Below are 15,219 nucleotides of genomic sequence, written 5' to 3'. Positions count from 1 at the left end.
CCTTCAAGGCATCGGCGCCGCCTCTTTGGTCACGTTCAGAGCTTGCCGGCGTCTTCCAGAATGCCGGTCGCCTTTGCGGCGGCGGCATCGAGCGCTTCCTTCGACGTCTTGTCGCCGAGGATGGCGGCCTGCAGTTCCGGATAGACGGCGTTGGAGATTTCGATCCACTCCGCCGTTTTCGGAACCGGGAAGGCGTGCTTGGCGGCTTCCTGGAATGCCTGCAGCACTTCGGTCTTGTAGGCGTCGCCCGCGGCTTCCTTGATGTTGTATTCCCAGACGGCAGTCCGGGTCGGCAGCGGGCCGGCAGCCGATTCCAGTTTCTGGCTGTCCTCGTTGGTCAGCCACCAGACGAGCGAGGCGGCCGCTTCCTTGTTGGCGCAATCTTCGGTCACCGAGAAGCCGTGATGGCCCGACCAGCCGGTGCGCTTGCCGGAAGAACCGGCCGGCTGCACCTTCACGCCGACATTGCCGGCGACCTTGGAGGACTTCGGGTCGTTGAAGAAGCTCGCCCAGCCAGGCCAGTCGAGATTGAGGGCGATCGAGCCCGAGGCGAAGCCCTGGCCGAGGTCATCCCAGAGATAGTTGGTCGTGCCCGGCGGCACCGCCTTGTCCTTGTAGAGCTTGACGAACCAGTCGAGCGCGCGCACGCCCGCTTCCGAATTGAAGGCAGGGCGGCCGTCCTTGTCGAGATACTCGCCGCCTTCAGCTACCAGCATTTCATAGAAGCGACCGTTGATCGCCTCTTCCTTGCCGGCAAACTGCGTGCCGTAGAAATTCGGCGGCGCGGCGAAGAACTCGGCCTGATCGCTGACCTGAGCCCAGGTGTCCGGCGGCGCTAGGTCGTAGCCGTACTTCGCCTTGAAGGCGGTCTTCTTGGCTTCGTCCTGGTAAAGGCTCTTCTGGTAGTAAAGGGCCGAAACGTCGAACTGGGCGCGCGGCAGCATCACCAGCTTGCCGTCGAGTGTCGAGGCATCGATCAGTGCCGGCACGAACTTGGCGATCTCATCCGGCGGCAGAAGCGCGAGCAGGTCGGTGTAGATGTCAGGATATTGCGGAGCGAAAGACGAATGGTTGGAACCCACGCACCAGCTGACGCCGCCGGTCGCGATATCCGACTTGATCTCCTTGTCGAGCTCGAAGTGGTTCTTCTTCGACAGGATGTTGACCTTGGCGCCGGTCGCCTTCTCCCACTCACCGATACGCTCGTAAAGCTTTTCGTATTGCTGTCCGCCGATCAGCTTGGCGTCGATCGTGACGCCTTCAAACTTGCCGGGCAGATCAGCGGCACTGGCCGCCCCCATCGCACAGGCAAGCATGACGACACCGGCAGAGACGCCGGCAAGCAGCCTTTCCATATCCACTCCTCCCTGGTTCATGCCCTCTTCCCGGCATGACGTTCTCATGTATGAGAAACTAATTCATATACAAACAACAAATTCATCGGGCGTCAAGGGAGAACTTTCCTTTGTCGGGGCCTTTGTCTGCGTATATGGATATGAATATTCACCAAGGAGGCTGCATGGACACCGAAGAGTCTGACCGCTATCGCGCACCCGCCCTCGACAAGGGGCTCGACATTCTCGAGTTGCTCGCCAGCGTCGACGGCGGCCTGACGCAGGCGGAGATTTCCAAGCGCCTGAACCGCAGCCCCAACGAGTTCTACCGGATGCTCGACCGGCTCGTGCGGCGCGGCTACGTCACCCGCATCGACGGCGATCGCTATTCCCTGACACTAAAGCTGTTCGGTCTTTCGCAACTGCATGCGCCGGTTCGCAGGCTCGCTTCCTACGCAACACCGTTGATGCGCGACCTGGCGCAGCGCTCGAAGCAGGCAAACCACCTCGCCGTGTTCGACCGCGGTTCGGCCGTGGTCATTGCCCAGCAGGAAGCGCCTGATTATTGGGGCATTTCGATCCGGGTCGGATCGCACATCAGCCTGTTCGATACCGGGTCCGGCCACATCCTTCTTGCCTTCCGCTCGGCCGAAGAGCGCGAGATGATGATCGCCGAACATGCCAAGAGCAAAGATGAGGTCGTACGCGGACCGGAATTTTACGCCCGGCTCGACCAGATCCGCGAGCGCGGCTACGAGATGATGGCAAGCGCACAGACGGCTGGCGTCTATAACCTCTCGGCACCGATCCTGGGCCCTGATGGTCGCGGCATCGCCGCGCTGACCGTGCCCTACATCGCGCTGGTCAACGCGCCCACGGCCCCGGATATCACCGAAACGATCGTCCTGCTCTTGAAAACCGCCGAGCAACTGTCGACGCTGGCCGGCTCGGACGTGGCCCCGACAACCGATTGACGACCGTCGATTGCAGCCTTACTTCTTATTTGAACAGGTCTTTCTTATGTGAGATGCCGTTTGGAGGAGGAGCGCCTTGATCATCGACACCCATCTTCACCTGATCGACAGGTCGAAGCTCACCTATCCCTGGCTCGCCGGCGTGCCGGCGCTTGACCAGGACTTCCTCTACGCCACCTACGAGCGCGAAGCACGGCGGCTCGGCATCGAGGCCTGCCTGCACATGGAGGTCGACGTCTCGCCGTCTGAGATCGAGAAGGAGACGGCAGAGATCGGACGGCTGGCGAGGGAGCCAGGCAGCCTGCTCAAGGGTGCCATCGCTGCCGGCCGCCCCGAAGACGATGGTTTTGCGGCCTACCTCGAACGCCAGGAAGCGAATGCCTTCGTCAAAGGTTTCCGCCGGGTGCTGCATGTCATGCCTGACGATCTGTCGGAACAGCAGACCTTTCGCGACAGCATTCGAAAGCTGGGCGGGCGCCGCTTTACCTTCGACCTCTGCGTCCTGCCGCACCAGATCCCGCGGGCGATTGCGCTTGTCGACCTTGCGCCAGAGGTCCAGTTCATCCTCGACCATTGCGGCGTTCCCGATATTCGCGGCGGCGCCGAGCATCCCTGGCGCGAGCACATGAGCGAGATCGCGCGACGGCCGAACGTCACGGCGAAGATCTCCGGCGTCGTCGCCTATGCCGACGAGGCCTGGCAGATGGAGACATTGCGCCCGTATGTCGAACACACGATCAGCGTCTTCGGATGGGATCGGGTGGTCTGGGGAAGCGACTGGCCGGTCTGCACCCTCGGCGGAAGTCTGTCGACCTGGGTCGGCGCCACCCACGCTCTACTTGAGGGCTGCAGCGCGGACGAAAAGCGCAAGTTGCTCTCCGGCAATGCGCGGCGAATCTGGAAGCTCGCCTAGCGCATGGTTCACATGGATAGTATCCGGCCCGAGACGATCGCCGTCCAGTTCGAACGCGAGTTCGTTGGGTTTTCCTAGGCCGTCGACTGTATGCGCGCCGGCGGAGATCCGGATTTCATCGCGCTCGTCGTGTGCTCGGACGTGCAGGAAGTCGACCCCCTGATCAACGATATGGTGGTCGCCGACATTGGCATCCGCAACATGCGGATGCACGTCATTCTAAGCCGACCCAAATGGTTTGCCGCCTAACCGCTCGAGGCGATGAAATGGAAATCCACGTCTTGAAGCGGGAAGCGAGAGCCTTCAGGACTTAAGCAAGCCAACCTTGCTGCAAAGTTGGGAAAGTATCAGCCGTTCGGCCCGTCTTTAAAGCGGACAGCGCGGAGTGGACGCGGTGGGGTTTCGAAAGCTCGAATTGGAGGTTTACCGGCACGGAATGGATCAGCTATCTCAAGCCCAAGAATAATAATGCTTCGACGATCGGAAGAGTAGACCGACTAAGCGCGTTCCCGACGATACATTATGCGATGCATGGAGCAGGACGCGAACTTGCCTGGCCAATGGGTGCTGATAGTTCACAAGTTGCGGTTAGAAGTTGAGCGCGCTTTTGAGATCATGTAACCCGACCATAAGCATCATTGGGTCCGATGGCGAGGGCAGGAAGCCGACCGCCTCATAGAAGGCCCTCGCGTCCTCGGAAATTGCATGCACCAGCACGCCGCGGATACCCAGGATCTCTGCGGCATTGAGCAGGCGAAAACCTGCGTCGCGCACTAACGCTCTGCCGATACCGCGTCCCTGATAGGCCCCATCGATGGCGAGGCGGCCAAGCACGGCAACCGGAATTGGATCAGGCATGTTGCGCCGAAACCGACCAGGTGCTTCCGGCTGCTTCACTGCGCCGGAGGCGAGTGCATAATAGGCGATGACGCGATTTCCTTCGCACACGACGAATGTTCGCGATGCGCCGCCAATCTGATTGGTACGGGCGCGGCGACGCAGCCAGTCGTCTAGTTCAGGCACACCGGAATTAAAGTCTGCCAGTTCGTGCTGATCGGCCAGTGGTGTCGGTGCGTTAAGACTCACGCCTCATCCCACGGCGCTTTGGTCGACATGGTGCGTTTCAGACGCTCATTTGTTTGCGCGGGCGCATCGAGCCGGGCAAGGTACTCGGCATAGATTTCGGGGCTGACCGTGAATACGGAACGGTCTAGCAGCACTTCCTCGGCGCGGCGCTCGGAAGCCTCAAGCATGAAGTCCGTGCGCGTCTTACCAAGCAACTCGGCGGCTCGGTCGATCAAGTTGCGTGTCGCAGGCTTGATTCGCATATTTAGCGGCACGCTTGCGTCCGGACTTTTACTCGTGTTCGAGGTGGCCATGGAAAACTCCTGTCTGCACTCATTTAGATAGCGTAACGACATCATCTTTACAAGGACCGTAAAGATTATGTCGTTACATATTGGTCGTGGGCTATCTCAGCAGCATGAGGTTCATTGCACGCCTTGATGGGAGTAGAACCGTAGCTTCGCGATTTGCGGCAGCCAACTAAGGGTCCCTGCCCATGGGCCGTGATAGCTGTCGGCGCCGTCGATGCGGTCGAAGCCGTGGGCGCCGAAGCAAGTGCCAAGGGCGAAAGCTTCGGCCTTGTCGGCGAAAGCGGCTCGGGAAAGACGACGCTCACCCGCTCGATCCTGCATCTGGAAACCCCGACCTCCGGCAGCATCGGGGTTCAGGGCTAGGTTCTCGGAAAACTGTCCGACGCCGAGCTGCGGCGCCAGAGTATCGATTGTGACGGTTTTCGCCCCCAAATCACCTCGTTTGGTGCCAAACACAACCAACAGACGCCAAACGCTCCGAAGACGGGACGGTTTGCGACCCTGCCGTCTGAGAACGTTTCTCAGTCATACGCAAGTCCAGGCTCCGACCAAGGTTGGCTGGCTTACGACTTCGTCGCGTGATGGCGTAAACGTGGTCGAAACACCGACCCGTCCATCGATCCGCGACCGAGACAAGGGCTCAGGTGGCGTCCGCTGCTTGAGCCAGTTCGTTCAACCGCTCCTGACAGATCGTCTCGACGAGCCGAAGAAGATGTTCCGTCCGCCCGAGGAGCCACGCGAGCCCTTCCTCGGTGATCTCGAACTGCTTCGAATAGCGTGCTTTCACATAGGCTTCGTTGAGAACGTTGTACCAAGCAGTAAAGCGATGTTGGTCGCGCGGCCAGGCGTCGACGAGCCGCTGATCCCGATCCTCGGCGAGACCTCGGAGAAATTTGAGGTTGTGCGAAGGCGGGCTGTAATTGGTGAGGGTAAGAAGCACCGTCGAATATAGTCGTTCGATAACCTGGTGCAAAGTAAAGGCTGCATCTTTTGCCCATCCCGGATCTCCCTTCAACTTGTGGAGATGGAATCGGGTTGTTTCTAATAGGCGTACCGAAGCGGGCAACATAGCCGAATAATGGTCAGCGGAGGTTCGGTAGCGCTCCACCGGGCTCAGCCGCCTTGGCTCGGCCAGTGGCCGGTCATCGAGTTCGTAGAGCAATATGCCCTCGCGCAGAATGTCGACGAAGAAATATTGCCCGTCCGCAAGGAAGTTGTTCACCTCCCGCGCGCCATGGACAATCAGCCCAACCGGCGTCGAGACGCTCTTGTCCCACATCAGCCGGTCGGTCGCTTTATCCCAGTATTCCGGTTCCGCGAGTTTCTTCGAATTGACGATGACGAGGATATCGTAATCCGAGCGGTAGCCCTTCATTGTGTGCGGCTCGTCGACATAGGTGCCGCGGGCGAAGGAACCAAACAGGATGATCTTTAAGATCCGGCCGCGCTTCTTGAAGTCGGCGGAGCCTCCCTCGAGCGCATCGGCAAACTCCTCGTGGATGATCTCCACAACGCGGGCAAGCTCGCGCTGCTTCTTCTCGGGAAGATGTTCGAGGCTCGTTTTCATATTCAACCGATAGGATAAAGACGACTCGTCGTCTACTACAGGATTTATGAGTAGGTCGCGCCCACACGCGGCGCCGCAGATCTCGATATGAAATCCAGCCGCTACGCGCTGCCCTTCATTTCCCCGGATCGAAGACCCTGCCGCTAAGCTGCGCAGCAGTCGCCGGCTGCTCAAGTGGGAGCAAAGCTCGCACCAAATAGGCGATTGAGATCGTCGACGACCTTTCGCGCCGCGTCCTTGCGCATGAGGCCGTCATTGATCCGATCCGAAGCTGCCTGCTGGAAGGCCATGTAGCCATCGTGCCTTGGGCGAACCCAGGCGGTTTCCAGCGTCTTGCGCGTTGCGCGATAAAAGTCGAACGTCGCGGCATTTACGGCCTCATCGTCCCAGGCGGCCGCGTGGCCGGGCTGTCCGCCACCTGAAGCATAGGGGCCGCGCTGGACTTCGCCACTCGCGACGAAATAGGCGAAATCGATTGCCGCATCGACCGCCTTGGAGAACGCCGAGACCGCAATTCCCGTCCCGCCGAGGGCCGAGCCGGAAGGTCCGTTCCGCCCGGCCACGGGAATATCGCCGAACCTGACGAGAGAAGATCGGAAACCGGGCATGGCGTAGCTGACATAGCCGTAGATCAGCGGCGCGCATACGGCCCTCGACTGTGGCTCGCTCATCGCCTCGAGCACTGCGATCGGATCCATCGAGAAGCAGGCCGGCTCGATCAGGTCCGTCAGCTCCCGCAGACGCTCGAAGGCCTCTACGCCCCCGTCGGTAGCAATCAGTTGCCCCATCCCGTCACTGCGGCAGGGATGACCGAGATTGGCCGAAAGCGTATAGAAGCACATCAGGGAATGCGGCGGGCGCATCGGCAGCGCGACCTTTCCCCGCCGCGCCATGACCAGCATTTCAGACCAATCCGCCGCGCGGTCGGCCCGGTCGGGTCGCCAGGCCTGGACCTGCGTCGCCGCGTCGATCGGGAAGGCCCATTGCCGGCCCTGCCAGGTGTAACTCGGATAGGAGCGACCGACGCTCGCCTGCGCCAGCGCGCGCCGCTCCGCCTCCCGGCCCGCAACATCGAGCGGCGCCAGGCATTTCTCCTTGGTGATCTGGCCGACATGCGGATGGTCGATGACGATGAGGTCATAGGCCCGTGCGAGTTCCTCGACCGGATAGGTCTCGAAATCCTGCAGCGAGCGCTTGTCCCATTCGACCGTAATGCCTGTGCGCTCCTGCCAGAGCCGCGAACAGGCGATCATCGGATCGTAGCCGCGCGGATGGCTCCAGGTCATGCCCTTCAATGTGATGCTCACAGGCCGAACTCCTCGCGGATCGAGACGCTGTGCTCGCCGATGCGCGGTGCGGCACGGTCAACCTGGGCGCGCTTGCCGTTGACCCGCAAAGGTGAGCGCGTCGTCAGGATCGAGACGTCGTCCTCGCGCACGACCGTCTGCAGCATATCGAGCGCCCGGAAGCCTTCGCTTTCGATGAGTTCATTCCAGTTGAGCACACGCGCGCACCAGATGTCGGCGGGCTCCAGCACACCGAGCCAATGGTCAATGGTATTATCGGCGATCCGCTTGGCGATCAGCGCCTTGATGCTGTCGCGCTCGGAAAACCAGGAGGCCGGATTGTCGCGATAGGCGTCGAGTTCGGGCATCTCCAGGAGATCGGCAAGCTTGGGGATCGGCGTCATGGCGATGGCGAGATAGCCGTCCTTGGCCGGATAGACCCCATAGGGCGCAGACAGATAGGCATGCGCACTGCGAAAGCCGGAACGCGTCGGCAGCCGGCGACCATCGTTCAGATGCGTCGTCAGCACTTCGAACTGGAAGTCGACGAGCGCTTCGAGCAGGCTGGTCTCGATCAGGCTGCCCTTGCCGGTAATGCCGCGGCGAACGAGGGCCGCAAGAATCCCTTGAGCAGCGGCGGCGCCGGCAAGCATGTCACCGATCGCAAGGCCGAAGGGAACCGGCCCTTGGCCCTCGTCGCCGTTCAGCCACATGACGCCCGAGCGCGATTGCGCCAGCAGATCCTGGCCGGGGCGCTTCACCCAGGGGCCCTCCTCGCCATAGCCGCTGATAGAGGCATAGACGATCTTCGGATTGATCGCCTTGACGGCCTCGTAGTCGAGCCCGAGACGCTGGATGACGCCGGGGCGGAAGTTCTGGATCAGCACATCAGCCTTGGTGAGCAACGCCTTGAGGGCCGCAAAATCAGCCTCGTTCTTGAGGTCGATTGCAAGGCTCTCCTTGGCGCGGTTGATGGCATGGAAAATCGTCGAGTCGCCGCCGATCTCGGTGTCGCTCAGATAGAGCCGGCGTGACAGGTCGCCCCCGTCGGGTCGTTCGATCTTGATGACCCGCGCGCCGAGATCCATGAGGCGCAAGGAGCAATAGGGGCCGGAGAGAAACTGGCTCATGTCGACGACGACAAGGCCCGAGAGCGGCAGTTCGTTTGGTTCGGTCATCGGTATCTTATTTCTCGGTCTTGCCGACGAAATCGGCGGGGTTCTTGTACTTCACGGTCTGCAGGTGCTCGCAATAGAGCACCAGTTCCCCCTCGCCCTTGAACACCTGGTAGCTGGCGCGGATAAGCCCGAGCTCCTTGTAGCGGGGGGTTTTGTCCATGTTGGTCCGGATCGTGTAGATCGTGTCGCCAATGAAGACCGGCTTGATGAAGCGCAGTTTGTCGTAGCCGTAGGAAAAGGCGTTGACGCAGTTGGTGGCGACCAGTCCGAGGCCGGCCGAGAAGACAAAGGCGCCTGCAACCAGGCGCTTGCCGAAAATGCCCTCCCGCTCGGCAAACATCTGATCCTGAACGTAAGGGTGGATATCAACCACCAACGTATTGAAAAGATTGCTGTCGCTTTCTGCAATCGTGCGACGCAGCGATCGGATGCGCTGGCCAACGGGCCAATCCTCATAAAACCAGTTTTCCGCGTTCCAGACCGGCAAAGCAGCATGGTCCTGCGGCATGTCGGTGGGGTACGTCGAGGAAACCCCGACTGTGGGCGTGAATTCATGCATGAGACGACCCTTGCGCAGTGAAGGCTAATGCAGCCTTTGGTTTCTGCCATCGACGCCCGCAAGCACTCAACTTTAGCAACCAAGACTTTCTTATATAAATACTCTACTCACATATGGATCATGATTTCAAGTGACTCGAGTATTCGACGGGTCCGGAACGCGCCACCGTGGCGCAACGCAATAGTGACGCCACAACGAGCCAATCCTCCCGGGCGTCTTTTCCGATCGCCGTGGCACACCAGTCTAACGGGCTTGCCGAGCGAGGGATTCCCCGAAACGATGTCGAGAACGGATTGCGCGTCCTGGTTCTTACGACCACAAGGATGTGTAGAAGGGGGCGCGAGTCTCGTTTTGAAGCCGGCGGCCGAGCTAAGCGTTTCGAGGATCGACAGTGACTGACCCTATATCATCCACCGCTTCACCGAATGCAGCGCTTCAGACCGCGATCAAGGTCAACATCGTCCTGATCGGCGCGGGCCAAGCTGGGCTGTCATCGGCCTATCACCTGATGAAGCTTGGCCTTCAGCCGGGCCGGAATTTCATTGTCCTCGACAAGAACGATAAACCGGGCGGCGCCTGGCAGCATCGCTGGCCGTCATTGACGCTGAGCACTGTCAACCGTCTCCACGACTTGCCGGGCATGGAGTTTGCGGAAGTTGTTCCCCTTGGAGAAACAGAGGCGCGGGCGTCGACCGCGGTTCCCAGCTACTACGCCGCGTATGAAGAAAAATTCCGGCTGCCGATCTATCGCCCGGTCGCGGTCAAGGTGGTCTGCGACCGTTTCGGACGACTTCGGGTGGAGACCGACCGTGAAACCTTTTCGGCCGAGGGGCTCATCAACGCCACGGGAACATGGGAGAGCCCCTCTATTCCCGCCTATCCTGGCGCCGACCGGTTCGAAGGACTGCAGCTTCACTCTCGTGACTATAAAACGGCGGACGCCTTTGCCGGCAAACATGTGATTGTCCTCGGCGGCGGTATTTCAGCGCTGCAGCACCTTGACGAAATCTCGCAAGTAACGACGACAACGTGGGTCACGCGAAGTGAGCCGCAGTTTCGCGAAAGACCATTCACTCTGGAAGATGGCCGCGCCGCCGTTGCTGCCGTTGAGGAAAGGGTGAGGAATGGCCTGGTGCCGGGCTCGGTGGTGTCCGTCACCGGCATTCCCTGGACCCCGGCGCTGCGAGCCGCCGCAAAACGCGGGGCGCTGGATCGCGTGCCCATCTTCAGCGAAATCCTTCCTCACGGCGTACGCTGGCCTGATGGAACGGAACAAAAGGCTGACGTCATTCTCTGGGCGACGGGTTTTCGCAGTTCACTCGACCATCTCGCTCCGCTGCAACTGCGCGGGGACGACGGCGGCATCGTGATGGGCGGACGCCTCGCGACGCGGGTCGAAAAGGACCCGCGCATCCATCTGGTGGGCTACGGCCCCTCGGCTTCCACGATTGGAGCAAACAGGGCTGGCGGCGCCGCAGCACGGGAATTGGCCACCCATCTCGGTCTGATCTGAAGCGGCAGCGATTGTTCCGGCAGCCCTTCTTGCTTGAAGCAATGCGACAAGCGAGCCGACTTCGCAGACCAACGGAGCCGTCTCGTGAGCTTTGGTTCGGGCGCGCGCGAAAAGACTATGCTAATCAAGCGGCGATCGATTCTGAGTTTGTAGTGTGATGAGCCCCAAGACCCGCGGCTATTTGTATGCCTTCCTCGCCATCTGCATCTTCGCAGGGCAGGATGCGATAACCAAGTATCTGGGCGATCGATATCCGGCGCTCTTCATAACGATGATCCGCTTCTGGGCATTCGCCCTCTTCGTATTTGCTTTTGCCGCATCATCTCCAGGCGGCATTCGCCGGTCCGTTCAAACACGACATCCGTGGCTGCAAGTTGTTCGCGGCCTGCTATTGGTTGCAGAGATCGTCGTCATCGTCTTTTCCTATGTTCACGCCGGGCTCGCCATGAGCCAATCGATCTTCCAGGCAACGCCACTGATCATCACCATCCTGTCGATACCTCTTCTGGGAGAGGTGGTCGGATGGCGGCGCGGAGCCGCGGTACTGATTGGACTTGTCGGCGTGCTGGTGATCATCAATCCGGTGGACGTTCATTTCGACATGTCGCTGCTTCTGCCGCTGGTCGCCTCCGTGCTGTTCGCGCTCTACAGCATCGCCACGCGCGCAGTGAGCCGAGAGGATTCAGCAGTGACGAGCCTCTTTTATGCAGGCGTGGTCGGAGCACTGGCGATTTCGCTGATCGGCCCGTTCTACTGGACCGAAGTCGTTCCCACCGATTGGTTCGCGTTGGCAGCCCTTTGCGTTTGCGGCACGCTCAGCCACTATTTCCTTATCCGAGCCTACGGGCTGCTGCCTGCCGCGGAAGTTCAGCCGGTTACCTATTTTCAGCTGGTTCTCAACGTGATGTTTGCCGTCCTGCTGTTTGGCGAAACGATCACGCACAATATGGTCATCGGGGCGCTGATCGTGGTCGGCGCCGGCCTTTTCACGATCTGGCGCGAACACCAGTTGGCCAAGCGCTCATAGGCCGCCCCTGCACGCGAGAACTCACGCTCTGTGACATTCACGCTGGTTCGCAGGCTCCAGGGACCCACGCGACGGAACAATTTCCACCTTCCCGTGTTGTCGGAGCAGCCCGATCGGATGGCAAGGTTCTCTGCGGATGGAGTATGCGATGAAATGGCTTCTCCCAGTCTTGTGTATTGCGGCGACCCCGGCCTATTCGCAGAGCCCCGACCTCGAGAAGACCTGCATGGCGGTCGCCAAGAATTTCTTCATGATCGACGCCCTCAATGTCGGCGTGGTCCAGTCCTTCCCCGAGATTGAGCCGCCCGGCGCTCGCTTCAAGTATTCCGAAAGGACCGACACCAAAAAGGCCGACATGACGGATACCTTTGAATGCGAATTTGACACTGCGAACGCGCCGAAGAAAATACTTCGCTTCTGCGTTTCGCGCATTTGCTATTCCGCCAATGAGGACGATCCCGAACGCAAGAGACGGTTTCAGGAGATGCAGGTTCTTTTGCAAAGAGCGAAAACCGCAAACTGATTTCCGCCTATGAGGCTGGCAGCGCTACTGTGCCTCGAGTTCAAACCCCGCGCACAGTCCATTTTCTGCAGCCAGAAGCAAAAGCAGTTCACGGAGCTTTGGCTGAGAAACTTCCTGGATCGCGGCTTCGAGAGGGGTCCATTGCAGTCTCCGGCTTTCCCTCTCGGGAAAGTCCCACAGAATTTCCTGGACTTCGAGCAAATGCACGTTGAGATGATAGCTGAGATCAGTGCTATCCTTCGTGTAGACGAACGAGCCTACAGCCTCGTTCGATACGCGCCCCCTAACGCCAGCCTCTTCCATCGCTTCGCGCGCGGCGGCGGCGCAGGCTGTCTCCCCTGCCTCTATACGGCCCTTCGGTATTCCCCAGCGGCCATTGCGGCGGCTGGTGACGAGCAACACTTCAGGCGAGCTATCTGAGGAGGTCCGAAAACAAATCGCGCCAGCCTGCTGGACACATGTCATTGAACGAGCAGCGTTTTGTGGCAGCGTTTCGCATACCAGCGAGAATTGCTCGGACATCGGTCTCTCGGGTTCGATGGATTGCAGCCGAATCTTGTCGCCGTTTATGACAGATATATGACGGCCCGTCTCGCAATGAGCGATTGCAAAATGAAACGGGCAAGACAGTGTAGACATGGCCACAAGGAGAAAGGTCGGGACAAGGGTGGGCAACAGGAACTGGATTGCGGGGCTCTCCGTCGCCGGGCTGATGCTGCCCGAAGCCGTCGCCTATGCCGGCATTGCCGGTCTCGCACCTCAGCACGCGGTCGTCGCCGCCATTGTCGGTTGCCTCACCTACTCCGTCTTCGGCAGAAGCCGTTTCGCCATCGTGTCTCCGACGTCGTCTTCCGCCGCGATTCTTGCGGCCACGATGGCGGCGCTACCCGGTTCGTCGGCTGACAAAATGGCGCTTGTGAGCGTGATCGTGGCGCTGACGGGCCTTTTGTTTGCCACAGCGTCTCTGCTGCGGCTTGGGAACCTCGCCGGCTTCATCTCCCGCCCGGTGCTCCGTGGCTTCGCTTTGGGCTTGGCGATCACCATCATCATCAGACAATTGCCCGCCGTGACCGGGGTTGACATACCGGCCACGGACATCGTCCATCAGCTCGCTGCGCTTTTCGCGGCGTTGCCGCAGTGGAATGCCGCGAGCGTCACAGTCGGGCTTGTAGCCCTCGCCGCCCTCCTGCTCTTGCGGCAGGTGCCGTTTCTGCCCGGGGCCTTCCTGGTGCTCTGTGCCGGCATATTGGCGTCAAGACTCCTCGACCTTTCGAGCCACGGCGTGGCGGTGGTCGGCCCGCTGTCCATAGCGCTGACCTGGCCATCGTGGTCGCTCATTCAATGGAGCCAGCTCAGGCAACTGGTGCCGTACACGCTCCCGCTCGTCCTCATTCTCTTCGCGGAGTCCTGGGGCACCATTCGTTCGTTGTCGCTGCGCCATGGGGAAAGTGTGACGGCCAATCGCGAACTGCTGGCGCTCGGTGCCGCGAACATCGCCAGTGCCGTCGCGCAAGGCATGCCCGTCGGCGCAGGATTTTCGGCCGGGTCCGCAGCAGAAGCTGCCGGCGCTGAAAGCCGGATGACGGCGTTCATCGCCGCGGTCGGTCTTGCCATCCTCGTCATCGTCGGCGCTGGCCTGGTGGAGAGCCTTCCGCAACCCGTTCTGGCGGCGGTGGTCATTGCCGCCTTGGCCCACGCCCTCGATCCCCGTCCGTTCCTGAGGTTGTGGAAGCTGAAGCATGACATCTTTATCGCTCTGGCTGCCGCAGTCGGAGTTATCGCCTTCGGCGTGGTAAACGGCATCACGATTGCCGTCGCGCTCTCCCTGGCCGCTCTGCTGCACAAGCTTTCCACTCCCTATGTTGCCACCCTTGGCCGCCTCGGTCAGGGGCATGACTTCGTCGACATCACCCGCCACGCCGATGCCAGGCCGATTCCAGGAATCTCCATATGGCGGCCGGCCCAGCCGCTTTTCTTTGCCAATGCGGATGCCATTCTCACCGAGACGGCGGCAAGGATCGGCCAGGATCAAACGGTGCGCGCCATCATCGTCAGCCTGGAAGAAAGTTTCGATCTCGACAGCACCGCACTCGACGCGTTGCTCGAATTCGACGCGCTGGCCCGGGCGCAGAACAAACGCGTGCAATACGCACGTGTACATGACCGCGTGCGCGATCTGATCGCATTGGCAGCTCCCGCGCTTCTTTCCTATCTCAGCTACAGTGTCGATGATGCGGTCGCAGCCGTGTCCAACCAGGATCTACCATGCCCTCGCCCGGAGCCGTTCAATGACGACCGTCTATGAGCCGCAGTTGCAACCGGTGGAGATTGCCGAACTTCGTCCGACCCAGATCACCGTTGGCCTGCTCGAGGTCGCCGACAAACGGCAGGAATGGCGCAGGAATGCAAAGAAGCACGGCCCGGAATATCTCGGACATCATATGGTGCCAGTCGTTCTCGGCCCGAAGGAGCGCGCCTATCTGGTCGATCACCACCACCTTGTGCGCGCGCTTTACGAGGAAGGCGTCGCCCATGTACTGACCAGCATCGTCTTCGACCTCAGCCATCTCCCCAAGGAAGAATTCTGGTCGGTCATGGACCACCGCCACTGGATGTACCCCTTCGACGCGCAGGGCCTGCGGCGATCCCATAGAGATCTGCCGAAGGCCATCGCCGGCCTCGTCGACGATCCCTACCGGTCGCTGGCAGGCGCGCTTCGTCGGGCGGGAGCTACGCCAAGGATATCACCCCCTACAGCGAGTTCATGTGGGCAAACTTCCTGCGATCGCGCGTCGACGCGAAGCTGATCGCAAGCGACATCGACAAGGCCGTGCGTGACGTGCTTAGCCTTGCGCATGGCAAGTCAGCCAGTTTTCTGCCGGGCTGGTGCGGTATCTCCGACTGACGGGATCTTCGCCAAAGCCTGGATCGCGATCGCTTCACGATCGGGCGCTTCGGATCCGCGGGGA

16 protein-coding genes and 1 pseudogene are annotated in these 15,219 nt (G+C 60.5%); 9 read left to right on the top strand and 8 right to left on the bottom strand.

Features of this window, described 5'->3' with window-relative positions:
* Nucleotides 1-35 precede the first annotated feature (35 nt).
* The gene (locus tag PWG15_RS23525) at nucleotides 36-1,355 is read right to left on the bottom strand and encodes an extracellular solute-binding protein (RefSeq protein ID WP_275027186.1); all 1,320 of its coding nucleotides are present in this window, start codon (nucleotides 1,353-1,355) and stop codon (nucleotides 36-38) included.
* Between the two features lie 164 nt (nucleotides 1,356-1,519).
* On the opposite strand from PWG15_RS23525, the gene PWG15_RS23520 reads away from it, so the two are divergent.
* From PWG15_RS23520 to PWG15_RS23510, 3 genes are all read left to right on the top strand, one after another.
* Nucleotides 1,520-2,308, top strand: a complete 789-nt coding sequence (locus tag PWG15_RS23520) for an IclR family transcriptional regulator (protein ID WP_275026448.1) — start codon at nucleotides 1,520-1,522, stop codon at nucleotides 2,306-2,308.
* 76 nt (nucleotides 2,309-2,384) lie between these two features.
* The gene (locus PWG15_RS23515; RefSeq protein WP_275026446.1) at nucleotides 2,385-3,221 is read left to right on the top strand and encodes an amidohydrolase family protein; all 837 of its coding nucleotides are present in this window, start codon (nucleotides 2,385-2,387) and stop codon (nucleotides 3,219-3,221) included.
* Nucleotides 3,222-3,311: 90 nt separating this feature from the next.
* Nucleotides 3,312-3,470 (top strand): Lrp/AsnC ligand binding domain-containing protein, encoded by a 159-nt coding sequence (locus tag PWG15_RS23510; RefSeq protein WP_275026444.1) that lies wholly within the window; start codon nucleotides 3,312-3,314, stop codon nucleotides 3,468-3,470.
* 339 nt (nucleotides 3,471-3,809) lie between these two features.
* On the opposite strand, the gene PWG15_RS23505 is transcribed toward PWG15_RS23510, so the two are convergent.
* A complete protein-coding gene (locus PWG15_RS23505; RefSeq protein ID WP_275026442.1) occupies nucleotides 3,810-4,307 on the bottom strand; it encodes a GNAT family N-acetyltransferase in 498 nt (165 codons plus the stop codon).
* Nucleotides 4,304-4,600, bottom strand: coding sequence for a type II toxin-antitoxin system TacA family antitoxin (locus PWG15_RS23500; protein ID WP_058321439.1), 297 nt, complete (start codon nucleotides 4,598-4,600; stop codon nucleotides 4,304-4,306). The genes PWG15_RS23505 and PWG15_RS23500 overlap by 4 nt, the downstream gene beginning before the upstream one ends.
* Nucleotides 4,601-4,789: 189 nt before the next feature.
* On the opposite strand from PWG15_RS23500, the gene PWG15_RS36585 reads away from it, so the two are divergent.
* Nucleotides 4,790-4,960 (top strand): ATP-binding cassette domain-containing protein, encoded by a 171-nt coding sequence (locus PWG15_RS36585; RefSeq protein ID WP_275026440.1) that lies wholly within the window; start codon nucleotides 4,790-4,792, stop codon nucleotides 4,958-4,960.
* Nucleotides 4,961-5,237: 277 nt separating this feature from the next.
* Here PWG15_RS36585 and PWG15_RS23490 read toward each other — a convergent pair whose 3' ends face one another.
* The 4 genes from PWG15_RS23490 to PWG15_RS23475 form a co-directional block, all read right to left on the bottom strand.
* Complete coding sequence (locus PWG15_RS23490) at nucleotides 5,238-6,164, bottom strand: nucleotidyltransferase and HEPN domain-containing protein (protein ID WP_275027184.1); 927 nt, start codon at nucleotides 6,162-6,164, stop codon at nucleotides 5,238-5,240.
* Nucleotides 6,165-6,334: 170 nt separating this feature from the next.
* Entirely contained in the window at nucleotides 6,335-7,471 is a 1,137-nt protein-coding gene (locus PWG15_RS23485; protein WP_275026439.1) for an ABC transporter substrate-binding protein, read from the bottom strand.
* Entirely contained in the window at nucleotides 7,468-8,628 is a 1,161-nt protein-coding gene (locus PWG15_RS23480; RefSeq protein ID WP_275026438.1) for a CaiB/BaiF CoA transferase family protein, read from the bottom strand. The genes PWG15_RS23485 and PWG15_RS23480 overlap by 4 nt, the downstream gene beginning before the upstream one ends.
* 7 nt (nucleotides 8,629-8,635) lie before the next feature.
* A complete protein-coding gene (locus PWG15_RS23475; protein WP_275026437.1) occupies nucleotides 8,636-9,187 on the bottom strand; it encodes a MaoC family dehydratase in 552 nt (183 codons plus the stop codon).
* Between the two features lie 403 nt (nucleotides 9,188-9,590).
* On the opposite strand from PWG15_RS23475, the gene PWG15_RS23470 reads away from it, so the two are divergent.
* From PWG15_RS23470 to PWG15_RS23460, 3 genes are all read left to right on the top strand, one after another.
* Nucleotides 9,591-10,700 carry an NAD(P)-binding domain-containing protein gene (locus PWG15_RS23470; RefSeq protein ID WP_275027183.1) on the top strand — a complete coding sequence of 370 codons (1,110 nt, stop codon included), beginning with the start codon at nucleotides 9,591-9,593 and terminating at the stop codon, nucleotides 10,698-10,700.
* A gap of 157 nt (nucleotides 10,701-10,857) precedes the next feature.
* Nucleotides 10,858-11,727, top strand: a complete 870-nt coding sequence (locus tag PWG15_RS23465; RefSeq protein WP_275026436.1) for a DMT family transporter — start codon at nucleotides 10,858-10,860, stop codon at nucleotides 11,725-11,727.
* Between the two features lie 226 nt (nucleotides 11,728-11,953).
* On the top strand, nucleotides 11,954-12,250 hold the full coding sequence (locus PWG15_RS23460) for a hypothetical protein (protein ID WP_342457064.1): 297 nt from the start codon (nucleotides 11,954-11,956) through the stop codon (nucleotides 12,248-12,250).
* A 24-nt stretch (nucleotides 12,251-12,274) separates the two neighbouring features.
* On the opposite strand, the gene PWG15_RS23455 is transcribed toward PWG15_RS23460, so the two are convergent.
* Entirely contained in the window at nucleotides 12,275-12,772 is a 498-nt protein-coding gene (locus PWG15_RS23455) for an NUDIX hydrolase (protein ID WP_275026435.1), read from the bottom strand.
* Nucleotides 12,773-12,962: 190 nt separating this feature from the next.
* Between PWG15_RS23455 and PWG15_RS23450 the strand changes: the two genes are divergently transcribed.
* Both PWG15_RS23450 and PWG15_RS23445 read left to right on the top strand, forming a co-directional pair.
* Nucleotides 12,963-14,555 (top strand): SulP family inorganic anion transporter, encoded by a 1,593-nt coding sequence (locus PWG15_RS23450; RefSeq protein WP_275027181.1) that lies wholly within the window; start codon nucleotides 12,963-12,965, stop codon nucleotides 14,553-14,555.
* A pseudogene (locus PWG15_RS23445) lies at nucleotides 14,539-15,155 on the top strand (ParB-like protein). Before PWG15_RS23450 ends, PWG15_RS23445 begins: the two are co-directional and overlap by 17 nt.
* Nucleotides 15,156-15,219: the final 64 nt, after the last annotated feature.

It is taken from the genome of Ensifer adhaerens (assembly GCF_028993555.1).
Taxonomy (GTDB): domain Bacteria; phylum Pseudomonadota; class Alphaproteobacteria; order Rhizobiales; family Rhizobiaceae; genus Ensifer; species Ensifer adhaerens_I.
This window is presented reverse-complemented; position numbering and strand designations above follow the sequence as displayed.